Below are 16,484 nucleotides of genomic sequence, written 5' to 3' on the forward strand. Positions count from 1 at the left end.
GTCCGGGACACCGCACGGGACGATTCGTCCCCATCGATGTTCGTTCGGGAGGGGATCGGTCGCATGGCGTTCGCCCGTGACCAGTGGTACGTGGCGGCCTACGGTGCCGAGGTCGGGCGGGACCTGCTCGCCCGCACGGTGCTCGGCGAGCCGCTGGTGCTCTACCGCACCGGAGCCGGGGCGGCGGTGGCGCTCGCCGACCGGTGCGTGCATCGGCGCTACCCGCTGTCGGAGAGCCGTCTCGACGGTGACACGATCGTCTGCGGGTACCACGGCTTCACCTACGACCCGACCGGGGCGTGCGTCTTCGTGCCGGGCCAGCAGCGCATTCCCCGCACCGCGCGGGTCGCCGCGTACCCCGTGGTGGAGCAGGACTCCCTCGTCTGGGTGTGGATCGGCGACCGGGAGCGCGCCGACCCGGCCGGGATCCCCCGCGCGCCGTGGCTGGCCGACCCCCGCTACGCGGTGGTGCGCGGGATGGCGCCGCTGAACGCGCGGTACGGCCTGCTGGTGGACAACCTGATGGACCTGTCGCACGAGACGTACCTGCACGGCGGCTACATCGGCACGCCGGAGGTGGCGGACACCCCGATCGTCACCGAGGTGGACGAGGAGCGGGGCGTCGTCCGCGTCAGCCGGCACATGGACGACGCCGAGTGCCCGCCGTTCTACGCGCGCTCGACCGGGATCCGGGGCCGGATCACCCGGTGGCAGGACATCGAGTACCACCCGCCCTGCCTCTATCTCCTGCACAGCCGGATCGCGCCGCGGGGCGTCCTGCCGCCCGCCGAGGGCGAGGACAGCGGGGCGTTCCACGCCGAGATCGTGTACGCCATCACGCCGTCGACCGAGCACACCACGTACGACTTCTGGGCGGTGGCGCGTGACTTCGCGGTCGACGACGGGTCGGTGAGCGAGTACCTGCACCACAGCAACCACACCGTGGTCATGCAGGACGTGGCGGCGCTCGACGTCCTGGAGCGGGTGATCGCGGCCGAGCCGGACCGGTACCAGGAGCTGAGCGTCAACATCGACGCCGGTGGCCTGGCCGCCCGGCGGCTGCTGGCCCGGATGGTCGGGCCGGGGGCGGCGGGAGCGCCCCGGTGACCGCCTCGCCCGACCCGGCCGGCGGTGCGGACACGGCGATCGAGGTCGAGCTCGCGCTCTCCGGGCGGACGGTGACCGTGCCGCCGGGCACGTCGATCCTGAGCGCGGTGGAGGAGGCCGGCGTGGGGGTCCTGTCGTCCTGCCGGGAGGGGGGCACCTGCGGCACCTGCGAGACCCCGGTGCTCGACGGCGTCCCCGAGCACCGCGACAGCCTGCTCACCGAGCGGGAGCGGGCCGCCGGGGACACCATGCTGATCTGCGTCTCCCGGGCCCGTACGCCCCGGCTCGTCCTGGAGCTGTGACCGGCCGGCGCGGGCGGGATGATGGCGGGATGCGCGGGCAGCCGGGACGGTCGGTGACGGGGCGGACGCTGGCGCTGCTCGCCGCGTTCACCCCGGCCAGCCCGGCGTTGACCCTGACCGAGCTGGCCCGCCGCGCGGGGCTGCCGCTGCCGACCGCGCACCGGCGGGCGGCGGAGCTCCTCGCGTGGGGGGCGCTGGAGCGCGGCGACGACGGGCGGTACCGGATCGGCCTGCGGCTGTGGGAGGTGGGCTCGCTCGCGCCGAGGGGCCTGGGGCTGCGGGAGGTGGCCCTGCCGGTCATGGAGGACCTGTACGAGGTCACCCACGAGAACGTCCAGCTCGCCGTCCGGCAGGACCTCGAGGTCGTCTTCGTCGAACGGATCGCCGGGCGGCACGCGGTGCCGGTGCTGACCCGGGTCGGTGGCCGCTTCGCGTTGCACGCCACCGGCGTCGGGCTGGTCCTGCTCGCCCACGCGCCCGCGCAGGTGCAGGAACGGGTGCTGGCCGCGCCGCTCCGGCGGTACACCAACCTGACCGTGACCGACGCGGGCCGGCTGCGCCGCTGCCTCGCCGACGTGCGGCGGACCGGCTACGCGGTCAGCGACCGCCAGGTGACCATGGACGCCCTCTCGGTGGCCGCGCCGATCCGCGCGCCGGAGGGCGTGGTGGCGGCGATCTCGCTGGTGGTGGCCCACGACCGGGCCGACCCGGTGGCGCTGGTCCCGCTGGTGCGGGCCGCGGGCCGGGTGCTCTCCCGGGCGCTGGGCTGAGCGCGCGGCGGGGCGCGGCCGGTCACGGCAGCGGGCGGGCCAGGCCGGCGGCGGTGCGCAGCAGGTGGGCCAGCCGCTCGTGGTCCTCGGGCGGCACGGCGGCCAGCAGGCCCAGCTCCACGGCCCGCGCGGAGGCCTGGGCGCGGGCGAACAGGGCCCGGCCGGCGTCGGTGGCGACGAGGACGTTCGCGCGGCGGTCGGCGGGGTCGGTGCGCCGCTCGACCAGCTCCCGCCGTTCCAGGCCGTCGATGAGGGCGACGACCTGGCTCGGGTCGAGGCGGAGGAACTCGGCGAGCTCCCGCTGGGTGGGGCGGGTGTCGTCGGCGGCGAGGGCGAGCACCGAGTAGGAGCGCGCCTTCAGCCCGTGCTCGGCGAGGGCCGCGTTCGCGGCCGCGAGGGTGAGCGCGTTGGCGCGGGCCAGCAGGAAGCTCAGGTCGCCGGCGAGCACGCTGTCCCGCAGCCGGTCGGGTCCGGTCGGCCGGGTCTTCCCAGTTGGCGACATGCCGCCGATGGTAGCAAGATCTGTCAATAATTGACTTTATCAATGGATCGTGCTCAGATCGCATCGACGCGAAGGAGCAGCCATGTCACTGGACGGCAGAGTCGCCATCGTCACCGGATCCGGGCGGGGCCTCGGGCTCGCCTACGCGCGGGAGCTGGCGCGGCGGGGGGCGTCCGTCGTGGTCAACGACGTCGACGCCGGGGCCGCGGCCGACGCCGTCGCGGCCATCGAGGCGTCCGGCGGCCGGGCCGTCGCGGTGGTCGCGCCGGTCGGCCCGACCGAGACCGCGAAGGAGCTGGTCGCCACGGCGGTCGGGCGGTTCGGCCGGCTGGACGTCCTGGTGACCAACGCCGGCGTGCTGCGCGACACCGTGCTGTGGAAGATGAGCGACGACGACTTCGACACCGTCGTCGACGTGCACCTGCGCGGCACGTTCACCACCGCCCGCGAGGCGGTGCGGCACATGCGGCAGGCCGGCGAGGGCGGCCGGATCATCTGCGTCGGGTCGCCCACCGGGCAGCGGGGCAACTTCGGCCAGACCAACTACGCGGCCGTCAAGGCGGGCATCGTGGGCATGGTCCGCACCTGGGCGCTGGAGCTGCGGCGGGCCGCCATCACCGCCAACGCCGTCGTCCCGGTCGCCGCGACCGCGATGACCGCCACCATCCCCTACTTCGCCGCGGCCGTGCGGGCCGAGGAGAACGGGGAGCCGGTGCCCGCGTTCTTCCGGCACGACCTCGGGTTCGGCACGGCGGACGACGTGGCGGGGCTCGTCGCGTTCCTCGGCTCCGACGCGGCGGCCTCGGTGACCGGCCAGGTGATCGGGGTGGGTGGCGACCGGCTCCAGATCTGGACCCACCCCGAGGCGGCGCTGACGGCCCACCGCGCGGGCGGCTGGACCTACGACGCGCTGCGCCAGGCGTGGCCGACGACGTTCGCCGGGGCCGCGCAGAGCGTCGGCGAACGCTTCCCGGAGCTGCCCGAGGAGTTCCGGCCCGCGACCTCCTGACCCGCCCGACGAAGGTTGGCCCCCCCATGTACCAGCCCGCGATCGACCTCGACGCCGTCACGGCCATCGACGTGCACGTGCACATCGAGGTCGACGACCACGGCCACGCCTCGCTGCCCGAGCCGCTGGTGGCGGCGGCGTCGGCCTACTTCCGGACCGATGGGCCCCGGCCCGCGGTCGGGGCGGTGGCGCAGTACTACCGCGAGCGCGGCATGGCCGCCGTCGTCTTCACCGTGGACGCGCGCACCCAGCTGCGGCACCCGCCGCTGTCCAGCGTCGACATCGCCCGCGCGGCGGCCGAGCACGCCGACGTGCTCATCCCCTTCGGGTCGGTCGACCCGCGCACCGGCGCGGCGGCCCTCGACCTCGCCGCCCGGCTGATCGAGCAGGAGGGCGTGCGCGGCTTCAAGTTCCACCCCACCGTGCAGGGCTTCGACCCCAGCCACGACGAGTACGCGCCGCTGTGGGGCCTGATCGAGCGGGCCGGCCTCCCGGCGATCTTCCACACCGGACAGACCGGCATCGGCGCCGGCACCCGCGGCGGCCACGGCCTGCGTCTCGGCCTGTCGAACCCGATGCTGCTCGACCCGGTCGCCGCCGACTTCCCCGACCTCCAGATCATCCTGGCGCACCCCTCGGTGCCCTGGCAGGACGAGGCGCTGTCCGTGGTCACGCACAAGCCCAACACCTGGATCGACCTGTCCGGCTGGAGCCCGAAGTACTTCCCGGCCGAGCTGGTGCGCCACGCCAACTCGTCGCTGCGGCGACGGGTCCTCTTCGGCACCGACTACCCCCTGCTCACCCCCGACCGCTGGCTGCGCGACGTGGCGGCCACCGACCTCAGGCCGGACGTGCTGCCGGGCATCCTCAAGGACAACGCGGCCCGGCTGCTGGGCCTGGCCCGGTGACGACGAGAGGAAGCGCCATGACGACGACCACCACCTACGAGCGGCTCGCCGACCTCGCCGGCGTCGACCTGGGCTGCACCGCCTACCGGACGGTCAGCCAGGACCAGGTGAACCTGTTCGCGGACGCCACCGACGACCACCAGTGGATCCACGTCGACCCCGAACGGGCGCGGACCGGCCCGTTCGGCGCGCCGATCGCGCACGGCTTCCTGACCCTCTCGCTGGCCGTTCCCTTCTGGACGGAGCTGCTGGAGGTCGAGGGCGTGGCCACGAAGGTGAACTACGGGCTCGACCGGGTGCGCTTCCCCGCCCCGGTCGCGGTCGGGTCGCGGGTGCGGATGCGGGCCACCGTCGTCGAGGTCACCGAGGTCCGCGGCGGCTACCAGCTCGTCGTCGACCAGACGATCGAGATCGAGGGCGGGACGAAGCCGGCGGTCGTCGCGCGCGGGCTGTACCGCTTCCACGCCTGAGCGCGGGAGGCCGTACCGCTTCCCCGCCTGTGCGCGGGAGTCCGCCGGCCGGACCGGCACACCACCTCCACCACCAGGAGACCGACGATGCACCAGCACGGGATCGGCGTCTGGACGGCCAGGCGTCGGCTCAAGTCCCCGGACAAGGTGGCCCTCGTCCACGGCGAGGGCGACACCGTCACGTACCGGCAGCTCGCCGACGCCGTGGACCGGGTCTCGGCGGCGCTGCGCCAGCTGGGCGTCGGCCGGGGGGACGCCGTGGCCTACCTGGGGGAGAACAGCCCGGAGTTCCTCCAGGTGATGTTCGCGGCGGCGCAGGTCGGCGCGGTCTTCGTGCCGGTCAACACCCGCCTCGCGCCGCCCGAGATCGGCCACGTCCTCGCCGACTGCGGCGCGCGCGTGCTGATCCACGACCCCGACCTCGCGGGTTCGGTGGCCGTCGTCGGGCCGGCCGCCCGGCCCCCGCACGTCGTCGTCACCGGCGCGGGCGGCGCGGACCGGCCGGGCCTGGCCGACCTGGCGCGGGCCGCCGACGCCGGTGCCGCCGGCCCGGTCGAGACCGGTCACGGGGACCCGGCGGCGATCGTCTACACCTCGGGCACCACCGGCCGGGCCAAGGGCGCGGTGCTGACCCACGGGAACCTCACCTGGGTCGCGCTCAACTGCGTGGTCGACTACGACGTCGTCTCGACGGACGTGGCGCTCATGATCTCCCCGCTGTTCCACGTCGCCTCGCTCGGCATGGGCGCCCTGCCGGTCATCCTCAAGGGCGCCACCCTGGTCGTCGAGAGGGGCTTCGACCCGGGGCGGGCGCTCGCGCAGATCGAGCGGCACGGGGTCACCATGCTCAGCGGCGTGCCGACCACCTACCAGCTGCTGGCCGACCATCCCGCCTGGGCGTCGACCGACCTGTCGACCCTGGCGAAGCTCACCTGCGGCGGCTCGGCCGTGCCCGCGCGCATCCTCGACGCGTACGAGGCGCGGGGCCTGTCGTTCTCGCAGGGCTACGGCATGACGGAGGCGTCCCCGGGGGCGACCGCCCTGCCGCCGGCGATGACCCGCGCCAAGCAGGGCAGCGTCGGCCTGCCGCACTTCTTCACCGACGTGCGGGTCAGCGACGCGGCGGGCCGGCCGGCGTCCACCGGCGAGGTCGGCGAGATCGAGGTGGCCGGGCCGAACGTCTTCGCCGGCTACCACGGGCTCGCCGGGGCGACCGCCGAGGCGTTCACCGCCGACGGGTGGTTCCGCTCCGGCGACCTGGGCCACCTGGACGCCGACGGCTACCTCTACATCTCCGGCCGGCTCAAGGACATGATCATCTCGGGTGGCGAGAACATCTACCCGGCCGAGGTCGAGCAGCTCCTCGCCGAGATCGACGGGGTGGTCTCGGCGGCGGTCATCGGCGTGCCGGACGAGCGCTGGGGCGAGGTGCCGTGGGCGGTCGTCACCGTGCGGGCGGGGGCGCGGGTGGACACCGACACCGTGCGGGCGCGCCTCGACGGCCGGATCGCCCGCTACAAGCTGCCGAAGAACGTCGTCATCGTCGACGAGCTGCCGCGGACGGCGTCGGGGAAGGTGCGGAAGGCCGAGCTGCGGGCCCGGTTCGCCGGCTGACCGCGGGCCGGGCCGCGACGAGTGCGGCGAACTCCGCCGCGGACGCCTCGGCCAGCGCCCGGTGCACCCGCCGGTAGGTCTCCACCGACCGGGTGGCCGGCCACTGCGCGTCCATGAACTCGGCCGGCAGCCGCGGGTCGGCGCGCAGCAGCGCGAGCCAGTCGGCCACCAGCATCGTGCGCACGGTCAGGGCGCTCGACGCCATCGCCGGCGCGGCCGGGTCGCCCCACACGTCGATGAACGCGAGGTGCGCGCGCCGGATCGCCTCGATGTCCCAGGCGGCGCGGACGCTCTCGGCGATCGGGAACCCGGCGAGCTCGCGGGCGTGGAACGCCACCACGGCGTGCGGCGGGAGGTCCTGCCGCAGCGGCTCCAGCGACCCGGCGAGGTCGACCTCGCCGGGGGCCAGCCACAGCCCGTCCCGCAACGGCGCGAAGCCCTCCCAGGTCAGCGTCGAGCGCAGCCGGTGCCGCAGCATCCGCTGGTCCTCCGGGATCGAGAAGGTCACCAGGGTCCACCCGCTGCCCTGCGGGTCGAACGGCCGCGGCCCGCGCACCCGGTGGGTCGCCTCCCGCAGCACCGCCACCCCGTGCTCGGTCAGCGCGAACAGGATCTCCCGGCCGTGGCGGCTGCGCGCGAGGATGCCGCTGCGCACGAGCCGGTCGAGGGTCGCCCGCGTCGCCGGCGCGGCGACGCCCGCGCCCTCCAGCACCTGGATCAGGACGCTGGCCCGGATCGGCCCCGTGGCGCCGTCGACGACGTGCTCGCCGAAGAAGGCGAGCAGCAGTTGCTTCGGCTGACGGCTGGCCACGGCCCTTCCCTTCGCCGGGTCCGCCGTCACGGCGCGGGCCGTGGGGCGACGGCCCGCCCGCGCTTGGCCCGCTGGATCTCGCCGTAGACGTGCGTGCGCAGGTGCGTGAAGCGGGGCAGGGCGCGGGTGCCGATCTGGTCGCGTTCGGGCGGCAGGTCGATGGCGAGGTCCTCCTGGACCCGGGTCGGCGAGCTGGACAGCACGATGACCCGCTGGCCCAGGTAGACCGACTCGTCGATGTCGTGGGTGACGAAGACGATCGACATCCGCCGGCTGGCGTGCAGCTCGCGGACCAGGTCCTCCAGGTCCGCCCGGGTCTGCGCGTCCACCGCGGCGAACGGCTCGTCCATGATCAGGACCTCCGGCTGGTACGCGACGGCCCGCGCGATCGCCACGCGCTGCTGCATCCCGCCGGAGAGCTGCCACGGGTGGCTGGGCGCGGCGTGTGCCAGGCCCACCGCGTCGAGCGCGTCGTCGACCAGCCGACGCCGCTGCGCGCGGGAGAGCTTCTTGTGCCGCAGCGGCAGCTCGACGTTGCCGCGCACCGTCAGCCACGGATAGAGGCTGCGGCCGTACTCCTGGAACACGACGGCCATGGCGGGGCTCGGCCCGGTCACCGGCGCGCCGTCCATCTCGACCACGCCGCCGGTGGGCCGCAGCAGCCCGGCGAGGCACTTCAGCAGGGTGGTCTTGCCGCAGCCGGACGGCCCGACGACGCAGACCAGCTCGCCGGCCGCCATCGTGAAGCTGACGTCCCCGATCGCCTCGACGCCGCCCGTCGTGGACTCGTAGACCTTGCGCAGGTGCTCCACCCGCAGCAGGGTGCGGTCAGGCACGGTGGACCTCCCGGATTCCGTGGTACCAGCGCAGGACGCGCCGTTCGACGAGACCGAAGGCGACGGCGAGCAGGACGCCGACTCCGCCGAGCAGGAGGATGCCGCTCCACATCTCGGCGATGAGGTAGTTGCGCTGGAAGTAGGCGATCCGGTAGCCGAGCCCGGCCGACGAGGCGAACATCTCGGAGATGACCATCAGGATGAGCGCGACCGAGAGGGCCTGCCGGACCCCGGTCATGATCCGGGGGCTGGCGGCCGGCAGCACGAGGAACCGGAGCCGCTGCCACCGGGACACCCGGAACGACCGGGCCGTCTCCGTCATGACGCTGTCGGTCGCCCGGACGCCCTCGACCGTGTTCAGCAGGATCGGCCAGACCGCGCCGGAGACGATCACCACGACCTTCATGGTGTCGGTGATGCCGAGCAGGAGCATGACCACCGGGATCAGCACGGGCGGCGGGACCGCCCGGAGGAACTCCAGCAACGGTTCGAGCAGCTCGCGCAGCCAGGGGGTCAGGCCGATGACGGCGCCGGCGACGACGCCCAGCACGATCGACGCGGCGACGCCGAGGCCGAGGCGGTAGAGGCTCGGCAGCACGTCCTCGACGAACGCGGGGCCGACCCAGGTGTCCACGAAGGCGTCGAGGATCGCCGCCGGGCCGGGGAGGAACCGGTTCGTCGCCCTCGTCGCCGCCAGGCCCCAGGCCACCAGGAGCAGCGTCGGCAGCCCCAGCGCGTGGCCGAGGCCCGCCGCGATCCGGGGCCCGACGCCCCGACGGCGCGGCATGGTGGCGATCCGGCCCGGGTGGGTCGTCATCCGGCCTCCTCCCCCCGTACGGACTGGTGCCACGACAGCGCCCGGCGCTCGACGAACCGGAAGACGAGGTTCACCGTGAGCCCGAGCAGCCCGGTGACCACGACGAGGGCGTACAGGCCGACGGCGTCCCCGGCGGAGCGGGACAGCTCGATCATGCGCCCGAGCCCGGGGTTGCCGATCACCATCTCCGCGGTCACGGCGAGGATGAGCGCGACCGCCGCCGCGAGCCGCAGGCCCGTCATCAGGTACGGCAGGGCGGTCGGCAGGACCAGGTGCGTCAGCCGCTCGCGGCGGGTCAGGCCGAAGCTGCGGGCGGTGTCGCGGGCGACCGCGTCGACGTCGGCGACGCCGTAGATCACCTGCACGAACACCTGCCAGAACGACGCGTAGACGATGATGACGAGGGCGGCCTGCCGCTGGATGCCGAACATCAGCACGGCGAGGGGGATGAGGGCGACCGACGGGACCGGCCGCAGGAACTCGACCGTCGTGTGGGTCGCGCGCCGCAGGGGCGGGGCGAGGCCGACGACCGTGCCGAGGACGACGGCGGCGCAGGTGGCCACGGTCAGGCCGATCGCCCAGGACGTCATGGTGGCGCCCAGCCGCCGCCAGAACGCGAGGTCGACGAGCTGCTCGGACAGCCGCGCCAGCACGTCGGTGACGTACGGCAGGTACTGCGGATCGACCAGGCCCAGGGCCGGGACGAGCTGCCAGCCGACGAGGAACCCGGCCAGGCCGGCGACGCCCAGCAGCCCCCTGCGCAGCGGCCGGGCGGCTCGGGTGGTGCGGACGCTCATGTCACCTCCGTGTTCGCGTGGGCGACCCGGCCCTTTCCGCCCGGGTGGCCGGGCAGGGCGCGGGCGCGCCGGTCACCGCTGGCGGACGAGCCGGTCGAGGTCGGGCTGCCGGTCGAGCACCCGGTACTTCTGCGCGAGTTCGGCGAGCCTCTGGAGGCTCGACCGGTCGACCTGCCAGCCGAACGCCGGCAGCCGCACCGAGTCGGCCACCGGCGGCGGCAGTTGGAGGTTGTCCTTGATGGCCTGCCGCACGGCCGTCTCGTTGGCGGGGTCCCCGGCCCACTCCAGGGTCCGCTTCATCGCCGCCGAGAAGTCCTCGACCAGCTTGGCGTCCTTTTCCGTGCGGTCGGCGGTGGTGATCGTGGTGAGGGTGGTCAGGCCGGGCACGACCGCCTGGTAGGGCGCGACGACGAAGGTGTCGCCCCGGCTCCTGAGCTGGGTGACGAAGGGCTCCGGCACCCAGGCGGCGTCGATGTTGCCCGCCGCCAGCTGGGCCGGGGCGTCGGGGAAGGCGACCTCGACGAACTTGATCTTCGAGGGGTCGCCGCCGTCCCTCTCGACCGCCGCCATGATCGTCACGTCGCCGGCGGCGCCCAGGCTGTTGACCGAGACCCGTCTGCCCGCGAGGTCGGCCGGCCGCCTGATGCCGGACTTCGCCGAGGCGACCACGGCGTTGATGTCGTCACCGTCGGCGTACGAGGAGGCGTAGTTGCCGATGATGACGACGCCGAGGTCGCTCAGGTCGGCCCGGAACGCGCCGAAGGGCTGGCCGATCGCGAAGTCGATGTCGCCGTTGAGCAGGGCGGGGATGGCCTGCGCGCCGCCCTGGGCCGGCAGCACCTCGACCTGGAGCCCGCGCTCGGCGAAGAGGCCCGCCTTGATGCCGCCCCACAGCGCGGCGGTCTCGGTGATGGGCAGCGCCGCGACCCGGACCTTGCGCAGGTCGCCCGAGGTCTGCTCGGACGGGGCGGACGCGTCGGAGTCGGTGCATCCTGTGAGGGCGATCGCGGCGGCGGCGATCAGCCCGAGAGCCATGACCTTCTTCATTGACGGGGCCCTTCCTGGGCGGGGGTGGCGCGGGGTGGTGGTGCGTCGGAAGCCGGCGGATGCCTCGGGCCTGCGGGTGGATCGACCGCCGCGTGGGGGCGCACGCCGCCGTGCTGGCCATGGTCGGCCACCCGGGCATCGAAAGTCAAGAATTTCTGACGCCCGTCATGAATAGGTTGAACAACGCTCCGCTGTGGCGGCGTCGCTCCCCTCAGACCTCGGGCAGGCCCACGTAGTTCTCGGCCAGGCTCGTGGCGTAGGCGCGGGACGTGGCGACGTAGCGCAGCGTCGCGGTCTGCACCTTCGTCTCGTACGGGTCGTCGCGGTCCAGCCGGTGCAGCATGGAGGTCATCCACCAGGAGAAGTGCTGCGCCCGCCAGACCCGGCGCAGCGCCGTGGCCGAGTAGCCCGCCAGCAGGTCGGCGCGCCCCCGGTCGTACCACCCGGCGAAGGCGTCGGCGAGCAGCGCGACGTCGGCGAGGGCCAGGTTCATGCCCTTCGCGCCGGTGGGCGGGACGATGTGCACGGCGTCGCCGGCCAGGAACAGCCGCTCCCAGCGCATCGGCTCGACCACGAAGCTGCGCATCGGGGTGACGGACTTCTCCAGGATCGGCCCCGCGGTGAGCGACCAGCCCGGCACCGTCTCCAGCCGCGCCCTCAGCTCCGCCCAGATCCGCTCGTCCGGCCACGCGGCGACGTCCTCGTCGGGCGCGACCTGGAGGTAGAGCCGGGAGATCTCGGGCGAGCGCATGCTGTAGAGGGCGAAGCCCCGGTCGTGGTGGGCGTAGACGAGCTCCGTCACGGCCGGCGCGGCGGCGGCGAGGACGCCCAGCCAGGCGAAGGGGTACGTCCGCTCGTAGGTGGTCAGCGCCCCCTCGGGCGCCGCGCGCCGGCTGACCCCGTGGAACCCGTCGCAGCCGGCCACGAAGTCGCAGCGCAGCTCCTCCCCGCGCCCGTCGCGTCGGAAGTGGACGACCGGTGAGTCCGAGTCCAGATGGGCCAGGCGGACGGCGTCGGCCTCGAAGAGGATCCGGCCGCCGGCCGCCAGCCGGGCGGCGATCAGGTCCTTGACCACCTCCTGCTGCCCGTAGACGGTGATCGCCCGCCCGGTCAGCTCCGTCATCGGCACCCGGTGCGACTCCCCGGCGAAGCGCAGCTCGATGCCCTCGTGCCGCAGCCCCTCCCGCAGCAGCCGCTCGCCGAGCCCGGCACGGCAGAGCAGGTCGACCGAGCCCTGTTCGAGGACCCCGGCCCGGACCCGGTGCTCGACGTGGTCGCGGCTGCGGCTCTCCAGCACCACGGACTCGATCCCGCGCAGGTGCAGCAGGTGCGACAGCATGAGCCCCGCCGGCCCGGCGCCGACGATCCCGACCTGGGTACGCATCAGCGGCATCCTCCCGGGAGTGTTCGCTCAGCGAACGGGTGTTCTCCTGTGGAACGTTGGCACGCGTCCCCGGCCCGCGTCAACGCGCGGCCCGCGCGCGGGGCCCTCCCCGGTGGACGGTGGTCCCGGCGTTGACGGATGCCGTCGGCCGCGCCTACGTTCGACATCTGTACGGCGGTCCGCATGGCGAACGTCCGGCGTCGCCCGGGTTCCCGTGGCCGGCGGGAGACCTCTGGCGGGGCGCGTCGCCGCGACCGCCGACAGCCCGACGGGAGGACCATGACCCACGACACCGTCCACCAGGTAGGTGGCGGCCTGCCGCTGCCGCGCTACCGGCGCGACGACGTCGACGCCCACCCGCCCCTGCTCAGCCCCGGCTACCGGGCCACCGTGGCGCGCGCGCCGGGGCGGCCCCTGGCCCACCTGCCACAGCGGCTGACCGAGGTCACCGGGCCGCTGCTGGGGCCGGGGCGGCTCGGCGACCTCGACCACGACCTGACCCGCCAGCACGACGGGGAGCCGCAGGGCCAGCGGATCGTCGTGCACGGCCGGGTCCGCGACGGCGACGGCCGGCCGGTGCCCGCCACGCTGGTGGAGATCTGGCAGGCCAACGCCGCCGGCCGGTACCGCCACGCCAGCGACACCTGGCCGGCGCCGCTCGACCCGCACTTCGACGGCGTCGGCCGGGCGCTCACCGACGGGCACGGGCGGTACCGCTTCGTCACCGTGCGGCCCGGCGCCTACCCCTGGCGCAACCACGACAACGCCTGGCGGCCGGCGCACATCCACTTCTCCCTCTTCGGCCGCGCCTTCACCCAGCGGCTGGTGACGCAGATGTACTTCCCCGACGACCCCCTCTTCGCCCGGGACCCGATCGCCCAGTCGGTCCGCGACCCCGCCGCCCGGCAGCGGATGGTCGCCCGCTACGACCACGCCGCCACGATGCCCGCGTGGGCGCTGGCGTACGAGTTCGACATCGTGCTGCGGGGCCGGGAGGGCACCCCCTTCGAGGACGGGGCCGACGGCGATGGGTGAGCGGCTGGGCGTCACCCCCGCGCAGACCGTCGGGCCGTACCTGCACATCGGCCTGCGCTGGCCCGACGGCCCGTACGTCGTGCCCGAGGGCACCCCGGGCGCGTTCTGGGTGCGCGGCCGGATCACCGACGGCGCGGGCAGGCCGGTGACCGACGCCCTGGTGGAGAGCTGGCAGGCCGACCCCGACGGCCGGTTCGACCACCCCGACGACCCGCGCGGGGCCCGGCCGCCGGCGCTCGCGGGCTTCCGCGGCTTCGGGCGCAGCGAGACCGACGGGCAGGGCTGCTACCGGCTGCTGACCGTCAGGCCGGGCCCGCTGCCCGACCCCGACGGCGGCACCGAGGCCCCCCACCTGACCCTGTCCGTCTTCGGGCGGGGGCTGCTGCACCGCCTGGTCACCCGGCTCTACTTCCCCGACGAGCCGGCGGCCAACGCCGTCGACCCCGTGCTGCGCGGCGTCGACGCCGACCGCCGCGACACGCTGCTGGCGGCTCCCGCGCCGGACGGGCTCCGCTTCGACATCCGCCTCCAGGGCGACCGTGAGACCGTCTTCTTCGCCGTCTGACGGCCTGCCCGGCGGGCTGCTCGGCGGCCTCTCCGGGGCCCCGGACGTCGACGCGGAACTCGGCGACCCGGCCCTGCTGCGGGCGATGCTCGACGTGGAGGCCGCGCTCGCCCGCGCCGCGGCGGACGCCGGCGTGACGCCCCCGGCGGCCGCCGACGCGATCGTCGCGCACTGCCACGCCGGGCGGTACGACCCGGTGGCGCTCGGCCGGGCGGCCGACGCCGCCGGCAACCCGGTCGTCCCGCTCGTGCGGGAGCTGACCGCCGCCGTGCCGGCGTCCGCCCGGCCCTGGGTGCACGTCGGGGCGACCAGCCAGGACGTCCTGGACACGGCGCTGACCCTGGTGGCCGTGCGGGCGCACGACCCGCTGCGGCGGCACCTCGACGCCGCCGTCGACGCCGCCGCCCGGCTCGCCGCCGCCCACCGGGACACGGTGACGGTCGCCCGGACCCTCGGGCAGCAGGCCGCGCCGACCACGTTCGGACTCAAGGCGGCCGGCTGGCTGACCGGCCTGGCCGACGCCCGCGACCGGCTGCGGCAGGCGGCCGCGGCGCAGCCCGCGCAGCTCGGCGGCGCGGTCGGCACCCTGGCCGCGTTCGGCCCGGCCGGCCCGCAGGTCGCCGAGCGGTTCGCGGCGCACCTGGGCCTGCCCGCCACCGCGCTGCCCTGGCACACCCGTCGGCAGCCCCGGCTCGACCTGGCCGCCGCCTGCGGCGGACTCCTCGCGGCCGCCGGCAAGGCCGCGCTCGACGTCGGGCTGCTCGCCCAGACCGAGGTCGGCGAGGTCGCCGAGGGCGACGCCGGGCGGGGCGGCTCCTCGGCCATGCCGCACAAGCGCAACCCGGTGGACTCGGTCCTCGTCACCGCCGCGGCGCGCCGCGGCCCGGGCCTCGTCGCCACCCTGTTCGCCGCGGCCGTGCACGAGCACGAGCGCGCCGCAGGCGCCTGGCACGCCGAGTGGGAACCCCTGCTCGACCTGCTGCGCTGCGCCGGCGGCGCGGCCGCCCGCTGCGCCCGGATGCTGGCCGGGCTGCGGGTCCACCCCGGGCGGATGCGGGAGAACCTCGACGCGGCCGGCGGCCTCGTGCTCGCCGAGGCGGTCGCCGCGCGGCTCGCCCCGGCCGTCGGCCGCGGCGTCGCACACGACCTGGTCGCCCGCGCCGCCGCCGCGCCCGCGTTCCGGGCCGCGCTGCTCGCCGACCCCGACGTCCGCGCCCACCTGTCCGAGGCCGACGTCGACGAGGCGCTCGACCCGCGCCGCTGGCTCGGCTCCGCCGGCCGGCTCGTCGACCGCGCCCTGGCCGCCGCCCGGGACGGCCACGGGTGACCGCCCGCCTGCACCTCGCCGTCGACGGCCCGGCCGCCGCGCCGGTGCTGCTGCTCGGCGGCTCGCTCGGCACCACCGGGGCGATGTGGGGACCCCAGGTCCCGGCGCTCGCGCGGCACTTCCGGGTCATCCGGTACGACCACCTGGGCCACGGCCGCTCGGCGGTGCCGGCCGGGCCGTACACGATGGACCTGCTGGGCCGGGAGCTGCTGCGGACGCTGGACGACCTCGACGTGCCGTGGGTCCACTACGCGGGATTGTCCCTCGGCGGCATGGTCGGCATGTGGCTCGCCGCGCACGCGCCCGAGCGGGTGCGGCGGCTGGCGCTGCTGTGCACCTCGGCGTCGCTCGGCCCGCCCGGGCAGTGGCGGGCGCGGGCGGCGACGGTGCGCGCCGGCGGCCTGGCGGCGATCGCCGACGCGGTGGTGGCCCGCTGGTTCACCCCGGCGTTCGCCGCGGCCCGGCCGGACGTGGTCGCCGGCTGCCGCGCCATGCTGACCGCGACCTCCCCGGCCGGCTACGCCGCCTGCTGCGAGGCGATCGCCACGATGGACCTGCGCGCGGATCTCGGCCGGATCGGCGCGCCGACGCTTGTCGTCGCGGGTGCCGACGACCCGGCCACCCCGGTCGCGCACGCCCGCGAGATCGTCCGACGGATCCCCGGGGCGCGGCTGGCCGTGGTCGACGCGGCGGCGCACCTGGCCAACGTGGAGCAACCCGGGCGGGTGGGTCGGCTCCTGCGGGACCACCTCCTCCCGCCCGACCCCGTCGACGAGGAACCCGGTGACCGATGAACGACCGCGAGCGGCACGACGCAGGCATGACGGTGCGCCGGGAGGTGCTGGGGGACGCGCACGTCGACCGGGCGATCGCCGGCACGGACGCGTTCACCGCCGACTTCCAGGACTTCATCACCCGCTACGCGTGGGGGGAGGTGTGGACCCGGCCCGGCCTGGACCGCCGCGCCCGGAGCTGCGTGACCCTCGCCGTGCTCGCCGCCCTGCACCACGACGAGGAGCTGGCCCTGCACGTCCGCGCCGCGCTGCGCAACGGGTTGAGCCCGCAGGAGGTGGCGGAGGTCCTGCTCCAGGTCGGCGTCTACGCTGGCGTACCGGCGGCGAACCGGGCGTTCAGGGTGGCCCGGGAGGCCCTGCGGCAGGCGCCCGGCGGAGCGTGAGCCCGG

Annotated in this window: 19 protein-coding genes; 12 read left to right on the top strand and 7 right to left on the bottom strand. The window is 75.4% G+C overall.

Translation table 11 applies throughout. The features are described 5' to 3' along the window. Nucleotides 1-63 precede the first annotated feature (63 nt). Genes O7633_RS32245 through O7633_RS32255 form a run of 3 tightly spaced genes read left to right on the top strand, consistent with a single transcriptional unit; the run spans nt 64 to nt 2,179 of the window. Nucleotides 64-1,107, top strand: a complete 1,044-nt coding sequence (locus tag O7633_RS32245; protein WP_282325101.1) for an aromatic ring-hydroxylating dioxygenase subunit alpha — start codon at nt 64-66, stop codon at nt 1,105-1,107. Next, nucleotides 1,104-1,409: a 2Fe-2S iron-sulfur cluster binding domain-containing protein gene (locus O7633_RS32250; RefSeq protein ID WP_282325102.1), complete on the top strand. Its 306-nt coding sequence runs from the start codon at nt 1,104-1,106 to the stop codon at nt 1,407-1,409. Before O7633_RS32245 ends, O7633_RS32250 begins: the two co-directional genes overlap by 4 nt. A gap of 29 nt (nt 1,410-1,438) precedes the next feature. Beyond that, the gene (locus tag O7633_RS32255; RefSeq protein ID WP_282325103.1) at nt 1,439-2,179 is read left to right on the top strand and encodes an IclR family transcriptional regulator; all 741 of its coding nucleotides are present in this window, start codon (nt 1,439-1,441) and stop codon (nt 2,177-2,179) included. A 22-nt stretch (nt 2,180-2,201) separates the two neighbouring features. Here the strand turns inward: O7633_RS32255 and O7633_RS32260 are convergent, their stop codons facing one another. Beyond that, on the bottom strand, nt 2,202-2,681 hold the full coding sequence (locus O7633_RS32260) for a MarR family winged helix-turn-helix transcriptional regulator (RefSeq protein WP_178064306.1): 480 nt from the start codon (nt 2,679-2,681) through the stop codon (nt 2,202-2,204). Nucleotides 2,682-2,763: 82 nt separating this feature from the next. Between O7633_RS32260 and O7633_RS32265 the strand changes: the two genes are divergently transcribed. The 4 genes from O7633_RS32265 (at nt 2,764) to O7633_RS32280 (ending at nt 6,682) form a co-directional block, all read left to right on the top strand. Then, nucleotides 2,764-3,690, top strand: a complete 927-nt coding sequence (locus O7633_RS32265) for an SDR family NAD(P)-dependent oxidoreductase (protein ID WP_178064307.1) — start codon at nt 2,764-2,766, stop codon at nt 3,688-3,690. A gap of 26 nt (nt 3,691-3,716) precedes the next feature. Next, entirely contained in the window at nt 3,717-4,598 is an 882-nt protein-coding gene (locus O7633_RS32270) for an amidohydrolase family protein (RefSeq protein ID WP_282325104.1), read from the top strand. 17 nt (nt 4,599-4,615) lie between these two features. Further along, a complete protein-coding gene (locus tag O7633_RS32275; protein WP_278134070.1) occupies nt 4,616-5,068 on the top strand; it encodes a MaoC family dehydratase in 453 nt (150 codons plus the stop codon). Between the two features lie 87 nt (nt 5,069-5,155). Beyond that, complete coding sequence (locus O7633_RS32280; protein WP_282325105.1) at nt 5,156-6,682, top strand: long-chain fatty acid--CoA ligase; 1,527 nt, start codon at nt 5,156-5,158, stop codon at nt 6,680-6,682. Here O7633_RS32280 and O7633_RS32285 read toward each other — a convergent pair. The 6 genes from O7633_RS32285 to O7633_RS32310 all read right to left on the bottom strand — a co-directional run bounded on the left by O7633_RS32285 (nt 6,606) and on the right by O7633_RS32310 (nt 12,374). Continuing rightward, nucleotides 6,606-7,493, bottom strand: a complete 888-nt coding sequence (locus O7633_RS32285) for a PaaX family transcriptional regulator C-terminal domain-containing protein (protein WP_282325106.1) — start codon at nt 7,491-7,493, stop codon at nt 6,606-6,608. The two genes, O7633_RS32280 and O7633_RS32285, sit on opposite strands and share 77 nt — an antisense overlap. Nucleotides 7,494-7,519: 26 nt before the next feature. Beyond that, nucleotides 7,520-8,329: an ABC transporter ATP-binding protein gene (locus tag O7633_RS32290; RefSeq protein WP_278134078.1), complete on the bottom strand. Its 810-nt coding sequence runs from the start codon at nt 8,327-8,329 to the stop codon at nt 7,520-7,522. Beyond that, nucleotides 8,322-9,146: an ABC transporter permease subunit gene (locus O7633_RS32295; RefSeq protein WP_282325107.1), complete on the bottom strand. Its 825-nt coding sequence runs from the start codon at nt 9,144-9,146 to the stop codon at nt 8,322-8,324. Before O7633_RS32295 ends, O7633_RS32290 begins: the two co-directional genes overlap by 8 nt. Next, nucleotides 9,143-9,943, bottom strand: a complete 801-nt coding sequence (locus O7633_RS32300) for an ABC transporter permease (RefSeq protein WP_282325108.1) — start codon at nt 9,941-9,943, stop codon at nt 9,143-9,145. The genes O7633_RS32295 and O7633_RS32300 overlap by 4 nt, the downstream gene beginning before the upstream one ends. A 72-nt stretch (nt 9,944-10,015) precedes the next feature. Next, nucleotides 10,016-10,978, bottom strand: coding sequence for an ABC transporter substrate-binding protein (locus O7633_RS32305; RefSeq protein ID WP_282325109.1), 963 nt, complete (start codon nt 10,976-10,978; stop codon nt 10,016-10,018). Nucleotides 10,979-11,201: 223 nt separating this feature from the next. Further along, a complete protein-coding gene (locus tag O7633_RS32310) occupies nt 11,202-12,374 on the bottom strand; it encodes a 4-hydroxybenzoate 3-monooxygenase (RefSeq protein ID WP_282325110.1) in 1,173 nt (390 codons plus the stop codon). Nucleotides 12,375-12,653: 279 nt separating this feature from the next. Here O7633_RS32310 and pcaH point away from each other — a divergent pair, with 279 nt between their 5' ends. From pcaH to pcaC, 5 genes are read left to right on the top strand one after another with little or no spacing between them, the layout of a single operon-like run. Continuing rightward, nucleotides 12,654-13,409, top strand: coding sequence for a protocatechuate 3,4-dioxygenase subunit beta (pcaH, locus tag O7633_RS32315; protein WP_282325111.1), 756 nt, complete (start codon nt 12,654-12,656; stop codon nt 13,407-13,409). Next, a complete protein-coding gene (gene pcaG, locus O7633_RS32320; protein WP_282325112.1) occupies nt 13,402-13,974 on the top strand; it encodes a protocatechuate 3,4-dioxygenase subunit alpha in 573 nt (190 codons plus the stop codon). The genes pcaH and pcaG overlap by 8 nt, the downstream gene beginning before the upstream one ends. Next, nucleotides 13,949-15,301, top strand: coding sequence for a 3-carboxy-cis,cis-muconate cycloisomerase (pcaB, locus tag O7633_RS32325; RefSeq protein ID WP_282325113.1), 1,353 nt, complete (start codon nt 13,949-13,951; stop codon nt 15,299-15,301). The genes pcaG and pcaB overlap by 26 nt, the downstream gene beginning before the upstream one ends. Beyond that, the gene (pcaD, locus tag O7633_RS32330; protein WP_282325114.1) at nt 15,298-16,095 is read left to right on the top strand and encodes a 3-oxoadipate enol-lactonase; all 798 of its coding nucleotides are present in this window, start codon (nt 15,298-15,300) and stop codon (nt 16,093-16,095) included. Before pcaB ends, pcaD begins: the two co-directional genes overlap by 4 nt. Further along, nucleotides 16,092-16,478: a 4-carboxymuconolactone decarboxylase gene (gene pcaC / locus O7633_RS32335; RefSeq protein ID WP_282325115.1), complete on the top strand. Its 387-nt coding sequence runs from the start codon at nt 16,092-16,094 to the stop codon at nt 16,476-16,478. Before pcaD ends, pcaC begins: the two co-directional genes overlap by 4 nt. Nucleotides 16,479-16,484 lie beyond the last annotated feature (6 nt).

This window comes from Micromonospora sp. WMMD712 (assembly GCF_029581295.1).
GTDB lineage: Bacteria > Actinomycetota > Actinomycetes > Mycobacteriales > Micromonosporaceae > Micromonospora > Micromonospora carbonacea.